The sequence below is a fragment of the Pseudoalteromonas sp. L21 genome (genome assembly GCF_021728035.1).
In the GTDB taxonomy this organism is placed as follows: domain Bacteria; phylum Pseudomonadota; class Gammaproteobacteria; order Enterobacterales; family Alteromonadaceae; genus Pseudoalteromonas; species Pseudoalteromonas arabiensis.
Genome location: NZ_JAKKCV010000003.1, coordinates 521,887 through 538,944, shown reverse-complemented (window position 1 = coordinate 538,944; position 17,058 = coordinate 521,887). Strand labels below are relative to the sequence as shown.

Sequence of the window (17,058 nt, the reverse complement as noted above, 5' to 3'; positions counted from 1 at the left end):
TTTAAGGAACAGAGTAATGTCACCTATTGAAAGTCAACGCCTTCTGCTTGGAAAAATGACTGATATGCAGCAACTAGCTGCGGCAGAGAGCATTGCGCCTGCAGCAAGTAAATATCAAGACGCAGCAATTAGTACTGAATTCAAAACAGTTGTTCGCGCTGTTAATGAGCAACAAAATATCTCATCGCAAATGATGCATGCGGTAGATACGGGGCAAACGGATGATGTTGTGGGGGCAATGGTCGCAAGTCAAAAAGCCAGCCTAAGCTTCTCAATGTTAATGGAAGTACGCAATAAACTACTTAATGGCATTGATGATGTCATGCGTATGTCACTGTAGAGGTTGTTATGAAAGGCGAATTAACTAAAGCTGTACCGCCGATGTCTGGGGAGACAAACCTACGTGAAAAAGTCGTAAACTTCTCAAATAAAATAAACTTTTCAAATAAAAGCCATGATAGAAATGTCGCGACAATCGCTTTATTGGCGACGTTAGTAGCTGCAACTATCGTTGTTATTTTGTGGACATCAGCAAAGAACTACGTGCCACTCTACGGCAACCAAGAAAGTTATGATAAAGCTAATATTTTAGAAATATTGGATAAAGAACAAATTGTGTTTCGTATCGATAACGACACAGGCAATATTTTAGTTCCTCAAGAAAAATTAGCAGACGCACGAATCACTCTAGCGGCACGTGGTATTAAAGCTTCAATGCCTGAGGGCGTTGATAACCTAAGTGCTAAAGTGTCGATGGGCACAAGCCAGTTTATGGAATCGATGCAATATCAACATGCTTTGGAGGGAGAACTTGCTCGCACCATTATTAATATGCAAGGTGTTCGCAATGCGCGAGTACATTTAGCAATACCAAAGCGTAGCTTATTTATAGGTAGGGAAGAGCAAAAATCAGCTGCATCTGTAATGGTTGATTTAGCGCCAGGGCATGAGCTAAAAGCTGAACAAGTAGAAGCTATTATTTCACTCATCATTGGCTCGGTACCAGGTTTAAACCCGCGAGATGTATCAGTAGTCGATCAACGCGGTAAGTTACTGTCGGGTGATTTATTTGATACCACTCCCGTTGGTAAAGAAAGTGATAAGAAGCTCGCATTTATCGAAAAGGTTGAACGTAACATAGAACAACGCGCTGAAATTATGTTACTGCCTATTTTAGGCGAAGGAAATTTTCGAATTCAGGTCTCAACAGATGTTGATTTTAGCGTTGTTGAAGAAACACGTGAAGCGGTAGACCCACAAGGGGTGTTAAAGCAAGAATTGGTTAAATCAGATTCTCGACAAGACCAATTTGCCGGTGGTATTCCGGGTTCACTGGCTAATCAACCTCCATTGCCAGATCAAGAAGGTGAAGAGGCTGAAAATGAACGAGTGTCTGAACGCAGTGAAAGTAGCCGTGAATATGAAAATGGCCGCTCTGTTACCCATACTCGTTTTGAAGTTGGACGCTTAAGCTCAATGAGCGTATCGGTACTTGTTAATGAACAAGCCGCAGCCACAGCTGAAGGTTGGAGCCAAGAAGGCCTAAACTCTTTAGGAGAAATGGTTAAAACAGCCACCGGTTTTAATGAGCAGCGTGGCGATCAGTTCAATATCACCAGTTTTGCATTTGTTGAAGCAAAACCTTTTGTACCGTCTGACGGATTACAATGGTGGCAAATGCCTGAAATTCGAGAGTATGCTCGTTACATTTTCGGTACTTTTATTAGTTTAATGCTTATTTTCTTTGCGGTAAGACCGCTGGTAAATCATTTGATTAAAGGCAAAACAACAGCTTCAACACCAAGTGAAAATGAGCAAGAAAAATTAGCCGCCGCTAAAAGCGATGCCTATGAAAGACAAAGTACACCTCTGGATGGCGCACTTGAGCGAGATAGCAAAAATGAGCAGCCTGAGCAGGAAGGTGAAAATATTGCGTTGCCTAAGATAGGCAGTGATTTTGAAGAGCAAATTGCACATATGCAGTTATTAGCAAGCCGAGAAACCGAGCGTGTAACCTCTGTTATTAAATATTGGGTAGAGCAAGGAGTTGAAGTTGAGTCAAGTAAATCAAGATAATGTGACAATGTCAGCACCTGCTCGTGCGTCACTCGATAGAGCTGCTATTTTACTGCTCAGTATGGGTGAAGAAAATGCAGCAAGTGTGATCCGTAAACTCGGTCGCCGTGAGGTACAGGCAATCTCAGAGCGAATGGCCAGTATTTCTAACATTACAAAAAATGATGTAGCTGACACGCTCACCAGTTTTTTCGATTGTTACCGTAACGAAAGTGGGGTTAATGGTGCATCAAGGCTGTATCTTGAAAGAGCACTTGATAAAGCCGTTGGACGTAAGCTTGCCCGTGGCATGTTAGATGATATTTATGGTGGCGCGATGAGTGACGATCTGCGTCGTTTAGAGTGGATCCCACCTGAGCTAATTGTCCGTTTCTTAGAGCATGAACATGTGCAAATGCAAGCGCTGTTTTTAGCGTTTTTACCAGCGGATCAAGCCGCTGCTGTCATTGCATTGTTTCCTGAAGCAAAGCATGAAGACCTATTATACCGTATTGCCAGCTTACGAGAAGTCAGTGAGCATGTGATGGATGATATTCGATTAACCATTGAAGCCTGTATTGAGTTTGTCGGCAAGCAAGTCGGCTCTCAGGTAAATGGTGTTGATAAAGTCGCTGATATTATGAGCCGTTATAACGGCAATAAAAGCCAAATTATTGAAGTTATTAAAAAGCATGATTTACAAGTGGCAGATGCAGTACAAGAGCGTATGTATGACTTTGCCAGTTTATTACTGCAAAGTGATGAGACCCTTTCTCAATTAATGAACGACGTACCTGACGAGCTTTGGTTGATGGCATTAAAAGGCGCAGATGAAAAAATTGTGGCGCGCCTTTTGGGGGCATTACCAAAACGCTTAGCGCAAGTGTATCAACAGCAGTTAGAAGCAACAACATCACAGCCGGTGAGTAAAGTGGATGCTGCACGTCGTGAAATCATGAGCATTGTACGTGATATGAGCAAGCGAGAAGAAATTACTTATCAGCTATACGAAGAAGAGACCGCGGGTTAAGTGCTATGCAAGCTTATCAATTTCCAACGTTAACAAAAGAACAACAGCACCAGAGTGTTCAACAGCGTATCGAGGCAGCTGAGCAGGCTGCTTGGCAAAAGGGTTATGATGAGGGATTAAAGCAAGGTCAAGCGGCGCTACAAGCTGATATAGAAAAGCGCGTCTCGCAGCAAGCTGAACTTTTACTACAAGAGCGTGAACTAGAATTAAAGCAGCAAATGCTGGCACAATTCGATGTGCTAACACAGCAAACAAAGCAACAACTTAATCTGCTGTCTAATGAGGTACTAAAAGATCTTAGTGTGTTAGTTGCAAAGGTCGCGGAGCAGGTAATTGCCTGTGAGTTAACTTTGCAGCCTAATTGCTTAATTGATTTAGTCGAACAGGCCCTCAATTTATTAGCAGGGCGAGATGATGTTAACGAAATTGTTTTTTCTAGCGCTGATGCGGCCCTTTTTGACGATTCAAGCTTTGATAAAATACCCCTAACAGTGAGTTTTGAGCCTCAACTTGCAAGCGGCAGTGTAAAGCTTATTTCTAGTGAGCAAAGCCATAGCTTGTCTCTTTCAGAGCGTTTAGATGCTGTACTTGCTGATATAACGCCAGCCCTTCTAAACGGTCAAGTTATTCATGAGTAATACCGTGTTATCTCATGTTCTTAATACTGCTACAAAACAGCTGACAGCCCCGCCTTTAATCCAAAGTTACGGTCGTCTTGTAAGAGTCAATGGTATGACATTAACAGCTGTCGGCGGGCAGTTTTTAATGGCAAAAAAATACCAAGTCGAGAGCATTGATGGCACGTGGAATGACGCTCAAGTGATTGGTTTTGATGATACCAAAGCGTTCTTGATGCTACTAAATAAAGCAGATGGTTTATACGCAGGTGCGAGAGTCAGAGCTGTTGCTGATACACAAGCGATAAAGGTTGATATGTCTTTACTCGGAAGAGTAATTGATGCACAAATGCAACCGATAGATGATTTAGGTAACTTAAGTCGTGTTGATTTAGGAGCTGATTGCGTTCTAAAAAAACAACCCTCTTTAAATCCATTGCAGCGTAAAGGGGTGAGCGAACCCTTGGATGTAGGAGTCCGTTCAATAAACGGTCTTTTTACCGTTGGAAAAGGGCAGCGTTTAGGGCTTTTTGCAGGCTCAGGTGTCGGTAAAAGTAAGCTACTGGCCATGATGACTCGCTTTACCAGTGCAGACGTTGTAATCGTGTCTCTAGTTGGTGAGCGTGGCTGGGAAGTGAAAGAATTTATAGAACAAAGTCTTGGTCCAGAAGGGCTCAAAAAGGCCATCGTAATTGCTTCCCCTGCTGATGATTCACCGCTTCTGCGAGCAAAAGCGGCGGAGTTAAGTCATCAACTGGCTGCTTTTTATCGTGACCAAGATTTAAATGTTCTGTTATTGATGGACTCTTTGACTCGCTATGCGCAAGCACAGCGAGAAATAGGCCTTGCGGTTGGCGAGTTGCCTGTCGCTAAGGGGTATCCGCCATCGGTATTTAGTAAGCTAACTCAGTTAGTTGAAAGCTCTGGAAACAGTGAAAAAAGTAAAGGTTCAATGACTGCCATCTACACGGTATTAGCAGAAGGGGACGACCAGCAAGACCCAATTGCGGACAATGCGCGGGCTATTTTAGATGGCCACATTGTATTGGACCGAACGCTTGCAGAAAAAGGTCATTATCCAGCTATTAATATTGGCGCATCTATAAGCCGTGTTATGCCTAACATTGTCTCCTCTGAGCAGCTTGCCTTTTGTTATAAGCTTAAAAAGCTCTACAGTCGATACCTACAAGTACATGAATTAATACCGCTTGGTGCCTACCAAGCAGGGAAAGATGCTGAATTGGATTTAGCTGTACACTTGTATCCACAAATAGAAGCATTCTTATGCCAATCATTAAATGAAAAAGCAGACTTTGCGACTACAAATCAACAGCTTTCGCAGTTAATAGGAAAACATGATGCTAGATAAGTTTAAAGACATGCAACAAGAGAAGCTTGATAACATGCTCTCTGAGCAGGCAGTTCTAAAACAACAAACCGAAGTAGAGCAACAGCGACTAGCCCAACTAAAGCAATTTATCGACGAAATGCAAACAAACAACCAGATGGGTAATGCAATTGGTTTGCAAAATTTAGCAGGCATGAAACACATTCTGCATGGGCTATCGCAGCAGCAGGCCGAACGAGTAACGCAGCTACAAGGCGATCAATCACGTCAACAACATGCTTGTATCCAACAACTTTCATTCACGAAGGGGTTAGAGGGCGTAATTGCTAAAAAGGCACATCAGACAAAGCAAAAACAGGCTCGTCAGCATCAGAATCAACTTGATGAGCTAGTCGCGCATGCAGCCGTCCGTCGTAGTTAAAATAATCTGCCATATAAACATGGCTAACCTCTTACTCGCCTAGCTCTCAGTTTTGATAGTGCTATAAGTAGTTAATTTATAGAAACTTTGCTCCTATTTAAGGTAAAAATAACCTAGCCTTAATGAACAAAAAGGCCGGTATTTTTAATACTTTATTCTTTTTGTTAAGCATTTAGCATGTGAAAAGCTGTATTACGCCTTCATTATTAGATATTTGTGTTAAAGTTATTTAGGAATAAGCAATAATAAACGCAAGGCAAAAGTGTGATCGATACAGTCAATGCAAGTCAGCAAGATAAAGCACGGTTTTTACGTGTATTTGCATTCATTGGGGCTGTTACCTCTTTTTTTATGTCTATTACTAGTTACTTAGATGGCTACACCCTTCTTAGTGCTATGCTAGTGGTTGCTGTGGGTGTATTTGCCAGTCCGTTTATAATCAAAAATCGTGACCATACAATTGCTATTCTGATGCTTTACACCTTATATGCGATTATGTGCTTTTTGATAGTGTCTGGCGGTAATCATGGTACAGGTCCTTTATGGTTATTTATTGCCTCGCCTGTGACCTTTTTTATTCGTGGCTTAAAGCGCGGAGCGATAGACTTAATCGTGCTTGCTTGTGTGATTTCAACTCTCTTTTATTACACGGACAAATTGGGTTATTACAGTTATCCAAGTCATTACTTTCCTACACGAGTTATGCTGTGCTTTTCAATTTTATGTATACTTGGCGCGTTCTATGAGTATTACCGAAATAAGTACAGTCGTGAGCTCATAGCACAGCTTAAAATAAACAAAAAGCTGGCCCGCACCGACGCCATGACCGGTTTATCAAACCGACGTTATGCGACAGAGTGTATGCAAAGTCGTTGCTTTGCAGAGGGCGCCGTGTTTCTTTTAATTGATGTTGATAACTTTAAACAAGTGAATGACACCTATGGCCACCAAGTGGGTGACGAAGTGCTTATCTTCATTGCCAATATCTTTAAGAAGGTGTGTACCGATGAAGACATTAATTCGCGTTGGGGTGGTGAAGAGTTTTTAATTGTAACCCCAAAAGGGCATGAACTTCGCGCACGAAACGTTGCTGATGAAATACACACACAACTCGCAAATAATACATTTAAAAGTGGTAAGCATTCCTTCAATGTGAGTTTAAGTATTGGTTTGTATCAGCGAACTCTAGTGGACAGTATTGATCAATGCTTAAATATTGCTGATAAGCGACTATACAAAGCAAAATCTCAAGGTAAAAACCAAACAGTTGCTGAGCCTGATTTGGCCAAACACGAGCCAGCCTAATAAGCCTCGCCGACTCAATTATTTTTACTGATGCTACTTTTTATCACTAAGTTGTGTATTATGTGCTCATTATTTACAAGGGCATGTGAATAGTGAGTCAAGATAAGGAATATCATCGACATCTTCTTAAGTTCACCGCCTGTTTTGAGGCTCATTTTTAATGTCACTCTTAGAATCATTTAAGAAGTTGGGTAACTATTTTGGTGCATACAAGGTACACCTATGCCCCGAAGTTAAAGGCCAGGTGAGTGAAAATGACCAACCTTTAATAAACGCAAAAATAGAAAGAAGGCTTCGTTTCTCTGATGGAAAATATGTAGAAGATTTTGCCTATACCGATGATAAAGGCGGCTTTTCTTTTCCAGAAGTCAATATTCGTTCTAACCAACCTGCTGTGCCATTTGCAGAAATTTTTACTTCCCAGTCACTTCTTTTAACACATAAGAGTAAAGAGTACTGCTTATGGGGGGCAAGATTGTCAGGTTTTAGTTATCGTGAAGAATATGCCAAGAAGCTAGGATGTTTAGTTGCAGATATTTCTAGTGATAAAGTACTTTTTAAATTTGAGAACACAAAAGTTGAAGGCTATACATTTGAAGCCGTCAGTATTGGGCGTTGGGATAAAGATTTTGAGATTTTAGAGCAAAGTGATTATTTCGATCTTTCTGAGATTGAAGAAGATTAAGGTTTCAAAATCAAAATTATAAGGAAATGAAAATGAAGACTTTAAGTCCTGCAATTGCGGCTAACTTCTCTGCAATTGCATATGAACTATTAGATAAACAACCTTTAATAGCTACCAACCCTTACGTTGAACGAGTTAATTCTCTTTTTACGCTGGAGTCTGAGCCAGTTCAGGGGGTGAGTGGCTCAGTTTTAGAACGAATGTTTAATCATAAAACTGAATTTGGTTGTATTGCAAAAGGCAAAAGGGACTATTTGAAGGTGATTATGTTTTAGCATTACGCGGTACGGCGAAAATGCGAGATGTGATTACTGACCTTAATTGTGGTTTGAGTACCTGTAGTAATAGTCAGCCTGTGCATGCGGGGTTTAATCACACCTTTAACTCATTTAGAAAGCAGTTAGAACAATTTTTTAGTAAAAAAGCGAGCAAAAAGCTAAATATACATGTTGTGGGTCATAGCTTAGGCGGTGCTTTGGCTAATTTGGCTGCGAATTGGTTAAAAAATCACTTTGGTGCAAATGTGAAGCTTTATACTTTTGGTGCTCCACGAGTTGGTTATCATAGCTTTGCTATACAGACAGAAGCAGCAACAAATAACCATGTTTATCGCTGTGTGCATGCCGCCGACCCCGTACCTTTAGTGCCAGTCTGGCCATTTATGCATACGGAGCAAGAATATATTTTAAATGGTGCTGCAACAATTACTCCAAAAGCCCATAGTATGACAGACCAGACGCCAGGCTACTTACATACTGCGAGTAATTTTAAAAGTTATGCTGCAATCAATAAGGGCATGGAAAAACGGATTCAAGAAGAAGTCAGGCTTGATTATGATAAGCGATTAGAGTGCAGCCGTACTTCAAGATGGGCAAGAAAAATAGGCGCTGCATTAATCACATATTTACGTGATACAGGTAAGTTATATGCGATACAAAACCACTACACGAATACGCTTACCGTCTATGATCAAATTGCTAAAGCATTAACCGACAGCATCGATCTCTCTAAAAATTATACAAGTGATGTGAAGGGAATTTTAGGTTACATGCTGGCTTTTTGTGGCTATCCATTCAAAGCAATCTCGTTTACGTATGCATCTATCAGGCATATTTTAAAGTTAATGCTTAAAAATGTGTTTTCTCTTGCAGGCCAAGCAATAGCACTAACAAAATAAGTACAAAAGCCGCCGATGGCGGCTTTTGTTAGGCTGCAAAATTAATGGCTTTTCTCAAAGTCATTAACTTCACGCTCTGCTTCTTCTTTCGATTTGCCGTATTTTTGCTGGATTTTACCAACAAGCTCTGTACGGCTACCTTCGATTCTATCTAAATCATCATTGGTAAGGTCGCCCCATTTACGTTGCACTTTACCTTTTAACTCTTTCCAATTGCCTTCTAAACGATCGCTGTTCATCATTATCTCCTTACTTTGTTAAACATTCATTTTTATAAAAGCAATTGATATGCCATACCGTTAGATCTTTTAACCTGTTGAAATTGTTGTAAATAATTGTTTTTATCTATAAGGCGTTTATTTTTTACTGCAATTTGTTCTTAGTTATTTATAAAACCCTGTAATTTTTTCTTGCAAGGGAGAGTCATTGTCGTCGGCTGTTTTTTGTTACAATAGCTAAAAATAAAGTAAGAGAAAGAAACGTGCTGCCCGTACAAGATATTTACCAATCATTGTTAACGACGATACAAAATAACCCTATGGCTTTGCTGCAAGCGCCACCAGGGGCAGGTAAATCAACATGGCTGCCATTAACGCTGATGCAAGCAGGCCACTTCAAGCGGATTGTTATGCTTGAACCTAGGCGTTTGGCTGCACGTAATATTGCTCAATACTTAGCGTCTTTACAAAATGAGGCCGTTGGCGAAAGTGTTGGTTTGCGCATTAGGGGTGAATCAAAAATTAGTAATGCAACCAAGCTGGAAATTGTGACAGAAGGGATGCTCACACGGATGCTACAAAATGACCCTGAGTTAAGCGGTGTCGATTTACTTATTTTTGATGAATTTCATGAGCGCTCGATTGCCGCAGACACAGCCCTCGCTTTTGCGCTTGAAACGCAAGCGGCCCTTAGAGACGATTTAAAAATCTTACTCATGTCGGCCACCTTAGACGGTGAGCGGTACAGTGAGTTTTTTGATTGCCCAATAATATCATCTGAAGGGCGAAGTTACCCAATTGATGAAATTTATGTTCCACTTAAAGATGAAAGCCGATGGTTAGAGGATATTCCTGCGGTTATTAAGCAAGCACTCAATGAGCAAACTGGTAGTGCTTTGGTGTTTTTACCCGGTCAGCGAGAAATTCTACGTGTAAAACAGGCATTGAACGATCTTGCAGATGATTGCGAAGTGTTTACTTTATTTGGTGAACAAAGCAAAGGAGAGCAACAAGCAGCCATAGCTCCTGCACAACAAGGTAAGCGAAAAGTCGTGCTGACAACAAATGTAGCCGAAACCAGCTTAACGATTGAAGGGATCCGTATTGTTGTCGATAGCGGTAAGCGCCGCGCAGCCAGCTTCAACTTAAAAACTGGCGTAACTGAACTTGTAACCCAAAGCATCTCTCGTTCCTCTGCGGTACAACGTGCAGGCCGTGCAGGGCGTTTAGAAGCTGGTGTGGTATATCGCCTAGGTAGTAAACAAACGTTTGAACGTCGTAACAGCCATGACGCCCCAGAAATTCTAACAAGTGATATTAGCCAACTACTGCTTGAAACTAAGCAGTGGGGCGCAGCTATTACTGAACTAAACCTTCTTGATGCACCAAGCCCACAGCAAATTAAACACGCCACAGCACTTTTAAAAATGCTTGAAGCGCTTGATGAAAATGAAAAGCTAACAAAACTTGGTAGCCAAATGCTTAGTTTTGGGGCGGATATTCGTTTATCACATATGCTTATTAAGGCTAAGCAACTTCAAGCAAGTATGCCGAGAATTTATGAACTCGCTGCATACTTAGTGGCGCTACTTGAGAGTCGTGTGAGTATACCGGCTGATCTTAAGCTTGCACTTCACAGCATGCATACAAAGCCTCATCCACTGTTTAAGCAACAATTAAACTATTGGCTATCACGTTTAAACTTGAAGGCAGTGCGTGAGTTAAATATGCAGCACCTTGCTTTGCTGGTGGCTTTTGCATTTCCAGATCGCTTAGCGAAAAAGCGTGGCAACGGCTATTTGCTCGCCAATGGCGCGGGGGCCGACTTAAGTGATGAGTTTTGGCATAACGATGACTATCTTGCTATTGCCAGTATGGGCGGCCACAGAGGAAGTCGAATATTTGCGGCAGTCGCATTTTTACCAGATGAACTTGAAGATCAGTTAGGGCATTTATTTTCAGAGCAAACTCGCTGTGAATACGATGAAAAATCTGGACGTTTTATTCATCAAGAGGAACTAAAGCTAGGGGCGATTACAGTAGCAAGCCAGCCAAGTAAACAGCCTCTTGATAAAGCCGAGCGCACTAAAGCATGGCTAAATTTGTTCAATAAAAAAGGTTTTTCACTATTTAATGAGCAAAGTGAAAGTGAGCAATTACTAATTAGAATGAGCTTAGCGAGCAAATTATTGCCGCAGTCATTTCCAGTTATTAGTCGTGACGAATTGACGACTAATAATCAGTGGCTTGCACCTTTCCTTGATGAGATAAAAAACGTAGAGCAATTAAAAAAGCTTAATTACAGTGAAGCTTTAAAAAATTGTTTTGATTGGCACCAGCAGAGTTTATTAAATGAGTTGTTGCCGCTGCGTTTAACCGTCCCCAGTGGCTCAAATGTGAGAATTACATACCAGCTTGATGGACCTGCAAAGCTGAGTGTACGCATGCAAGAAGTTTATGGCATGACTAGCACACCCTTGCTTGCACAGGGCAAGTTACCCCTTCTAATGGAGCTATTGTCGCCAGCAAGGCGGCCACTACAACTCACTCAAGATTTAGAGAATTTCTGGCAAACTAGTTATAAAGAAGTACAGAAAGAGATGAAAGGTCGTTACCCCAAACATTTCTGGCCAGATAACCCTGCTTTAAGTCAGGCAACTAACAAAGTAAAAAGCAAGATGTAATCTAACTCGCACTATGTGTTAATTCAGAGGAACAGTGTGGTTATAAAGCAAAACCCCAGTAAATTAGTTACTGGGGTTTTTAATTATTCAACTTTAGTGATTACTTGTTAAGTGCCAGTTGTAGCTCACGATTGCGTTCAAGCTGCGCTAAGAAGTTGTCGGCAATTGGTTTAAACTTAGCTAACTCATCGCGTGGTAGTGGCTCTGACTTAGGCAGTTTAACTGTTTTAGGATTGCGGTGAACGCCATTTACTAAAAATTCATAATGTAAATGAGGGCCTGTAACACGACCTGTAGCACCAACGGTACCAATCTTTTGACCTTGTTTTACTTTTTGACCTGTTTTAACAAGCTTTTTGTTCAAGTGTAAGTATTTAGTCACGTATTGAGTGCCGTGGCTAATAAATACATAGTTACCGTTATACTTACTGTAGCCAGCTTTAACCACTTTACCATTACCAGCAGAAACCACCGGTGTCCCCGTACGAGCAGCGTAGTCAATACCATTATGCGGCTTAACAGTCTTCGTTACTGGATGTAAGCGACGCGGATTAAAGCTTGAGCTGATATATTTAAAGTTAACAGGGGCACGTAAGAATGCTTTTTTCATACTGCGGCCTTCCGGTGTGTAGAAGTTTCCATCAGTATGACGAATTGCAGAATAGCGTTCGCCTTGGTTGATAAATTCAGCGGCAATTATTTTGCCGTCGCCTATGTACTCGCCATCAACATAATGCGCTTCGTAAATAAGACCAAACTGGTCGCCTTTACGAATGTCGTTAGCAAAGTCAACATCCCAACCAAAGATGTCAGCAAAATTCATTATTTGGCGTTCACTTAACCCAGCGGCGATACCTGAGGTCCAAAAGCTATTGCTGATTTCGCCACCGGCCGACTTACTTAAGGTTTCGATTTCTTTACTATCGATTGCCGTGTCGTAGTTACCTTCATCATTTAAAGTAACGTACAGAGTATCGGTTTTTGAAATTACATAACGAAGCTGTGCAAGAGAACCGTCTTCAGCTGTAGCAAAACTCAAAATTTCACCAGGGTGAATTTTGGTTAATTTACGCGTTTCGGCATTTGTGTTGATTAGTTTATGTAATGTTTGCGCTGAAAAGCCCGCGCGTTTGAAAATAAGTGCTAGATTATCGCCGTTACGTACTTGATGATCGACAAGGTCGTATTCTGGTAATTTAGCAGCTGCTTGCTCTGAATTTAGTTCAGTTAGTTTTTCGTTATCATCAACTTTAACTTGTAATTCGTAGCGTTTGCCAATTTCAAGTGCGTCGGCACTGTTATCCTTTGAAGCGGTGGCTTTTTCTGACGGTAATAATGCTAAGCCGATAATAGCAGAAACCAAACCGAGAATAAGCAGTTTGTGTTTTTTGGGGAGTTTATGCACTACGTGAACCATAACGTGCCTTTTTCTGCTGTCAAGAAAATTAATTACTAATATTGCAGGATATACCTAAAATAGAGCAAATACCAGTGTTTTGTAGATTTAAACTAGCGCTATTTTACGCTAGAATTGCTCAGCGTGTTAATCTTTTTTGGTTAAATTTGCAGCATATGTCTGATGTTAAGCTAAATATGCATTAGTTAACTAAAGTACCTTCATAAAAATGCAATAACGCGGTATAAAGAACAATCACGCGCGCTGCTCCACTAGGCTGATGCTTAAAATACTTAAGTTGGCTTGCTCTTGGTGCAGCTTTTCTGGAGCTAACTTGCTAAATTTAATCATGTTTAGCTCTATTTTTAACCCTGATAGGCCACCACGCCCGGTAAGCTGAATTTTTGGAGTAATACACAGTGGATTTACAAACCGCTCTAGCTGAGATAAAACGCGGTGCAGAAGAGATATTAATTGAAGACGAATTAGTTGAAAAACTAAAGTCTGGTAAAAAGCTTAAAATTAAAGCGGGTTTCGATCCAACGGCGCCTGATCTGCATTTAGGTCATACAGTTTTAATTAATAAAATGAAAACCTTTCAAGACTTAGGTCATGAGGTTATTTTCCTTATTGGTGACTTTACTGGCATGATCGGCGACCCAACGGGTAAAAATGTGACGCGTAAGCCGTTAACTCGTGAAGATGTACTTGCTAATGCAGAAACATATAAAGAGCAAGTATTTAAGATTCTAGATCCTGCAAAAACAACGGTTGCATTTAATTCTACTTGGATGGAAAACTTAGGTGCAGCAGGTATGATCAAACTGGCTGCGCGTCAAACAGTAGCACGTATGCTAGAACGTGATGACTTCAAAAAGCGTTATGCCGGTGGTCAATCAATTGCTATCCACGAATTTTTATACCCACTGGTACAAGGGTGGGATTCAGTTGCATTAGAAGCAGATGTTGAGCTTGGCGGTACAGATCAACGTTTCAACCTACTCATGGGCCGAGAGCTACAAAAAGATGAAGGTCAAAAACCACAAACAGTGCTAATGATGCCACTGCTTGAAGGTACTGACGGCGTTCAGAAAATGTCTAAGTCATTAGGTAACTACATTGGTATTACTGATGAGCCAAACGATATGTTTGGTAAAGTGATGTCTATTAGCGATGAGCTAATGTGGCGCTACTATGACTTATTAAGCGCATTATCAATCGAAGAAATTGCAGCTCTTAAACAGCGTGTTGCTGACGGTGCAAACCCGCGCGACATTAAGATTGAATTAGCAAAAGAAATGATTGCTCGTTTCCACAGTGAAGAAGCGGCAGAAGGTGCTCATCAAGATTTTATTAAGCGTTTTCAAAAAAATGCATTACCAGATGAGATCCCAGAAGTAACAGTAACAATTGCTGAAGACACTGTATTTATCACTAATTTATTAAAAGAAGCTAATCTTGTTGCAAGTACGTCTGAGGCTATGCGTATGATCAAACAAGGTGCTGTAAAAATTAATGGTGAAGAAAAAGTAACAGATACTAAGCTTGAAGTTGCTAAAGGCAGTACTGAAATTTACCAAGTAGGTAAACGTAAGTTTGCTAAAATCACCGTCGCTTAAGCGTTAATAGGGCGTATTATAAAAACCAGCCTCGGCTGGTTTTTTTGTATTTGTTAAGCAAAAGCTAGAAATGTGATTATCTCAATACAGATGATAAATAGTAGCCAAAATGCTTTAGCCTGATTTAGTCGGCTTATAAGAATTGGAATGTCATCTGCACTGGGTAATCGCTCCGTACCTACACGCATTTTGTTAAAGCGCACACCTTTGTATAAAGCGGGCCCCCCTAGTTGCACACCCAGTGATGCCGCACTTACGCTGAGTAGCCAGCCAGTATTGGTTTGGTAAAAATGGCGTCCATAATGTTTAATGTAATGCAGGCTTTGTTTACTCGCATTTGTTGCTGCAAGTGTAATGGCTAGGAGTCGAATAGGTATCCACTCAAGTACAAATAACAGTTTAGCAATGGGTAGTAAAAAAGGGCTGTCAGGTAATTGTTTTTCACGCCATGCTTGGTGAATAAGGGTTAATAAACGGTAAGTCAGGCATATTATTGCGCCGCCGACTAAGTAAAAAAAGATCACGGCAAAATACTGCCGTGCGCTTTGTAGCAGTAAAGACTCCATGCATGCCTTACAAATCCCAGGAGCTGATAGACGAGATACATCTCGTGCAACTAAACCTGAGAGTAATTCTCTGGCAGCCGCTTTCTGATTTTTTTTAACTAAGCGCGCAATTCGAAGTGACTTCTTTTCTTGTCCGCGGCTATTGAGTAATAAGTAAAGAATTAGCCCGCTGAGCAGCTCAGGATAAAAGGCAAACTCTAAAAACAACATGACCAGTACGACAATCAGCAAAGTTGTAAGCGTAAATGCAAGTATTGACGATAAATACTGATAGCTTCTTGGGTTATGTTGATCGTAAAGGCGATCGCCAAGTGAAGAAAAAATAACACTCAGCAATGTATTGGGGTGATACCAGCTTACTAAAGGGAAAAAGCGCTCAGCAAGGAGCGCTATAAAAAATACAATAATGTCCAAATGGGTTTGAACAAAACTTGCAATCACCTTATAAACTCACCGACGTTAGTTTCTCTAGTAGAGCAACAACCATTTTAGATGAGTTAATAGAGGCAGTTTCGATGTACTCTTCAAATGATTGTGGAGACTCTTTACCAGCAATATCAGACATAGAGCGGATAACCACAAAAGGAGTGTCTAGTGAGTAACAGGCTTGAGCAATTGCTGCGCCTTCCATTTCAACTGCAAGCATGGTTGGGAAGTCTGCACGTGCTTTATCGATTCGCACCGGATCACACATAAATGAATCGCCTGTACAGATTAGACCAATCATGGTTTTTACATCGCTGATTTGGCTTACGCTTTGCTCAGCAGCTTCAATTAATTTAGGATGTGCAGCAAAACCTGCTGGCATTTGTGGTACTTGGCCAATTTCGTAACCAAAGGCTGTTACATCAACATCGTGGTGACGAACTTCAGATGAAATAACGACATCACCCACGTTAAGAGAAGCCTCAAAGCCGCCAGCTGAACCTGTGTTAATCACACAATCTGGAGTGAAGTTGTCAATTAAAAGCGTAGTAGCAACTGCAGAAGCAACCTTACCAATGCCTGATTGTACAAGTGTAACAGTATGGCCTGCTAACTCACCTGTATAAAATGTGAATCCAGCTTTTGTCATGACACTTGGGTTAACCATGGTTTCGCGTAAAATTTTTACTTCAGGCTCCATCGCGCCAATAATACCAACATGCATAATATTTGTTTCCTTAGATTGAATAGGGTGATTATATACCCAACCTTGAGTAGTTACGAGAATTCAGCAAGTGTAAAAACAAAAAAGCAGACTTAAAGTCTGCTTTTGCCAAAATTATGACACGCTATATTTCTGCCAATGCTGTAGAGTGAGCTTTTGCCTGAGAAGGCGACAACACGGCTGGTTTTGTTACGCGGTTGCGAGTGGGCCTTAGTGGCGCTGCGCTAGGTTTACCAAGTTTAAACATAATCGCATCACGTACTTCTTTAGGTTGGTAACCCGCTTTTACTTTCATGCGGATATGTGGAATACCTGCTGCTTCAAGCGCACCACTTACAAACCAATCACGCTGCGCTTTGTGCCCATCCTTGTTGGTGTTATTAACAAGATCAACTGCGGCAACAATGGTGAGCTTATCTTTATCAATTAAGACATAGTCTAATTGCTTGTTTTTGGCTTTAGTAATAGCAGCACGTTTAGCTTTCGGCGAAAGCCCTTGTTTGCAGTCAATTAAGTCGATGAGTTTAACACGACTTACAATCTTATATTGATCGCCAACTGCACGTTCAAGAAGGTGTAAAAACGCACTCTCTACTTGTGTAAATACACTTTGTTTACGAGTGAAAGGGTATGGGTTTCCGCCATCATCTGTATACTTTGACGCAACAACAGAAGCCCCTACGACTAAAACTAAAATTGATAATAAAGCGAATTCCATCTGGTAACTCCACAACAACAAATTGACACTGAATTGTATTAGCAATTTATGTGCCTAAGTTGTGAGGAG

At 41.0% G+C, this 17,058-nt stretch carries 17 protein-coding genes; 12 read left to right on the top strand and 5 right to left on the bottom strand.

What is annotated here, in order from left to right:
* Positions 1-16: 16 nt before the first annotated feature.
* The 10 genes from L3V41_RS11240 (at position 17) to L3V41_RS11195 (ending at position 8,638) form a co-directional block, all read left to right on the top strand.
* Positions 17-340, top strand: coding sequence for a flagellar hook-basal body complex protein FliE (locus L3V41_RS11240; RefSeq protein ID WP_062570318.1), 324 nt, complete (start codon positions 17-19; stop codon positions 338-340).
* Positions 341-348: 8 nt separating this feature from the next.
* Positions 349-2,076 (top strand): flagellar basal-body MS-ring/collar protein FliF, encoded by a 1,728-nt coding sequence (fliF, locus tag L3V41_RS11235; protein WP_193988443.1) that lies wholly within the window; start codon positions 349-351, stop codon positions 2,074-2,076.
* On the top strand, positions 2,054-3,085 hold the full coding sequence (locus L3V41_RS11230; protein WP_237119604.1) for a FliG C-terminal domain-containing protein: 1,032 nt from the start codon (positions 2,054-2,056) through the stop codon (positions 3,083-3,085). Before fliF ends, L3V41_RS11230 begins: the two co-directional genes overlap by 23 nt.
* A 5-nt stretch (positions 3,086-3,090) precedes the next feature.
* Positions 3,091-3,723, top strand: a complete 633-nt coding sequence (locus tag L3V41_RS11225; RefSeq protein ID WP_062570320.1) for a FliH/SctL family protein — start codon at positions 3,091-3,093, stop codon at positions 3,721-3,723.
* Positions 3,716-5,071, top strand: a complete 1,356-nt coding sequence (locus L3V41_RS11220) for a FliI/YscN family ATPase (RefSeq protein WP_062570321.1) — start codon at positions 3,716-3,718, stop codon at positions 5,069-5,071. The genes L3V41_RS11225 and L3V41_RS11220 overlap by 8 nt, the downstream gene beginning before the upstream one ends.
* Positions 5,061-5,471: a hypothetical protein gene (locus L3V41_RS11215; RefSeq protein WP_062570322.1), complete on the top strand. Its 411-nt coding sequence runs from the start codon at positions 5,061-5,063 to the stop codon at positions 5,469-5,471. Before L3V41_RS11220 ends, L3V41_RS11215 begins: the two co-directional genes overlap by 11 nt.
* 264 nt (positions 5,472-5,735) lie before the next feature.
* Positions 5,736-6,776 carry a GGDEF domain-containing protein gene (locus tag L3V41_RS20005; protein ID WP_237127749.1) on the top strand — a complete coding sequence of 347 codons (1,041 nt, stop codon included), beginning with the start codon at positions 5,736-5,738 and terminating at the stop codon, positions 6,774-6,776.
* A gap of 160 nt (positions 6,777-6,936) precedes the next feature.
* Positions 6,937-7,461 carry a DUF6795 domain-containing protein gene (locus L3V41_RS11205; protein ID WP_237127748.1) on the top strand — a complete coding sequence of 175 codons (525 nt, stop codon included), beginning with the start codon at positions 6,937-6,939 and terminating at the stop codon, positions 7,459-7,461.
* Between the two features lie 32 nt (positions 7,462-7,493).
* Positions 7,494-7,736, top strand: a complete 243-nt coding sequence (locus tag L3V41_RS11200) for a hypothetical protein (protein ID WP_237127747.1) — start codon at positions 7,494-7,496, stop codon at positions 7,734-7,736.
* 20 nt (positions 7,737-7,756) lie between these two features.
* Positions 7,757-8,638, top strand: a complete 882-nt coding sequence (locus L3V41_RS11195; protein ID WP_237127746.1) for a lipase family protein — start codon at positions 7,757-7,759, stop codon at positions 8,636-8,638.
* A 41-nt stretch (positions 8,639-8,679) separates the two neighbouring features.
* Here the strand turns inward: L3V41_RS11195 and L3V41_RS11190 are convergent, their stop codons facing one another.
* Positions 8,680-8,877 (bottom strand): CsbD family protein, encoded by a 198-nt coding sequence (locus L3V41_RS11190; RefSeq protein WP_062570328.1) that lies wholly within the window; start codon positions 8,875-8,877, stop codon positions 8,680-8,682.
* A 242-nt stretch (positions 8,878-9,119) separates the two neighbouring features.
* Between L3V41_RS11190 and hrpB the strand changes: the two genes are divergently transcribed.
* Positions 9,120-11,540, top strand: a complete 2,421-nt coding sequence (hrpB, locus tag L3V41_RS11185) for an ATP-dependent helicase HrpB (RefSeq protein WP_237127745.1) — start codon at positions 9,120-9,122, stop codon at positions 11,538-11,540.
* A 100-nt stretch (positions 11,541-11,640) separates the two neighbouring features.
* Here hrpB and L3V41_RS11180 read toward each other — a convergent pair whose 3' ends face one another.
* Positions 11,641-12,957, bottom strand: coding sequence for a peptidoglycan DD-metalloendopeptidase family protein (locus L3V41_RS11180; protein WP_062570330.1), 1,317 nt, complete (start codon positions 12,955-12,957; stop codon positions 11,641-11,643).
* 398 nt (positions 12,958-13,355) lie between these two features.
* Here L3V41_RS11180 and tyrS point away from each other — a divergent pair, with 398 nt between their 5' ends.
* Positions 13,356-14,555 carry a tyrosine--tRNA ligase gene (gene tyrS / locus L3V41_RS11175; protein ID WP_062570331.1) on the top strand — a complete coding sequence of 400 codons (1,200 nt, stop codon included), beginning with the start codon at positions 13,356-13,358 and terminating at the stop codon, positions 14,553-14,555.
* A 53-nt stretch (positions 14,556-14,608) separates the two neighbouring features.
* Here tyrS and ampE read toward each other — a convergent pair whose 3' ends face one another.
* The 3 genes from ampE to L3V41_RS11160 all read right to left on the bottom strand — a co-directional run bounded on the left by ampE (position 14,609) and on the right by L3V41_RS11160 (position 16,989).
* Entirely contained in the window at positions 14,609-15,562 is a 954-nt protein-coding gene (gene ampE / locus L3V41_RS11170; RefSeq protein ID WP_062570332.1) for a regulatory signaling modulator protein AmpE, read from the bottom strand.
* Between the two features lies 1 nt (position 15,563).
* The gene (gene mtnN / locus L3V41_RS11165; protein ID WP_193988449.1) at positions 15,564-16,271 is read right to left on the bottom strand and encodes a 5'-methylthioadenosine/S-adenosylhomocysteine nucleosidase; all 708 of its coding nucleotides are present in this window, start codon (positions 16,269-16,271) and stop codon (positions 15,564-15,566) included.
* Between the two features lie 124 nt (positions 16,272-16,395).
* Complete coding sequence (locus L3V41_RS11160) at positions 16,396-16,989, bottom strand: DUF2726 domain-containing protein (protein ID WP_062570334.1); 594 nt, start codon at positions 16,987-16,989, stop codon at positions 16,396-16,398.
* Between the last annotated feature and the right edge of the window lie 69 nt (positions 16,990-17,058).